Annotated in this window: 1 protein-coding gene; it reads left to right on the forward strand. The window is 62.1% G+C overall.

Annotated elements, in window-relative coordinates; translation table 11 throughout:
* Nucleotides 1–1,327 (forward strand): D-aminoacylase (locus tag ACXRVY_RS28735; RefSeq protein ID WP_458238921.1); only part of this gene is annotated, 1,327 nt, incomplete at its 5' end.
* Nucleotides 1,328–1,479: the final 152 nt, after the last annotated feature.

Here is a 1,479-nt window from a genome sequence, read left to right on the forward strand (position 1 = left end):
CGATGAAATCGACGCGCAGGGCCATGTGCTGGCGCCAGGTTTCATCGACGTGCACACCCATGACGACACCGTGGTGATTCGCCAACCGCAGATGCTGCCCAAGCTCAGCCAGGGCGTGACCACGGTGATCGTCGGCAACTGCGGGATCAGTGCTTCGCCGGTGAGTGTGCGCGGCGATCCGCCGGACCCGATGAACCTGCTCGGCACGGCCGCTGCGTTTGTCTATCCGACGTTCAGCGACTACCGTGCGGCGGTCGAAGCGGCGAACACCACGCTGAACGTCGCGGCGCTGGTCGGCCATACGGCATTGCGCAGCAATCATCTCGACGACCTGCTCCGCACCGCCACGGCCGATGAAATCGCAGCGATGCGCGAGCAACTRCGCGAAAGCCTTGAGGCCGGCGCGTTGGGCCTGTCCACCGGACTCGCCTATGCCAGCGCGTTCTCGGCATCCACCGATGAAGTGATGCAACTGACCGAAGAATTGACGGCGTTCGGGGCGGTCTACACCACCCATTTGCGCAGCGAATTCGAACCGGTGCTGGAGGCCATGGACGAGGCCTTCCAGATCGGTCGCCATGCACAAAGCCCGGTGATCATTTCCCACCTCAAATGTGCCGGTGCCGGCAACTGGGGGCGTAGTCCGCAACTGTTGGCGTCACTCGAACAGGCCGCGAAAACCCACCCGGTGGGYTGCGATTGCTATCCATATGCGGCGAGCTCATCGACCCTGGACCTCAAGCAGGTGACCGATGCCCACCGCATCACCATCACCTGGTCGACCCCGCACCCGGAAATGGGCGGCCGCGACCTGATGGACATCGCCGCCGAATGGAATGTGCCGTTGCTGGATGCCGCTCGCCAACTGCAACCGGCCGGTGCGGTGTACTACGGAATGGATGAAGCGGATGTGCGCAGAATCCTCGCGCATCCGCTGTCGATGGTCGGCTCCGACGGCTTGCCGGAAGACCCGTTTCCGCACCCACGCTTGTGGGGCGCATTCCCCCGGGTGCTCGGACATTTCAGTCGCGACGTCGGATTGTTCCCGTTGCACACCGCCGTGCACAAAATGACCGGGTTGTCGGCGGCGCGTTTCGGTTTGAAGGAACGCGGTGAAATCCGCGAAGGTTATTGGGCCGACCTGGTGTTGTTCGATCCGGCGACCATCCGTGATGTCGCCGATTTCAACGATCCGCAGCGGGCGGCGCAAGGCATCGAGGGCGTATGGGTCAACGGTGCGTTGAGTTACCGCGATGGTCAGGCCAACGGGCGCAGGGAAGGGCGGTTCCTGGCTCGGGAAGGGGATTTGCGTACGGGGTTTCAGTGAGTTTCGAGGATTTCGCCACAGTGATGGCATATTGAGATTAAAGAATGGCATTTCCAGGCCGAAGGACTGATATCAAACCCGACAACCTAATGCTGTTCAATCATGTAGGAGCGAGCCTGCTCGCGATGGAGTCGAAGGCGCCGCGTTTAGCC

The sequence above is a fragment of the Pseudomonas sp. P5_A2_2 genome (assembly GCF_054177685.1).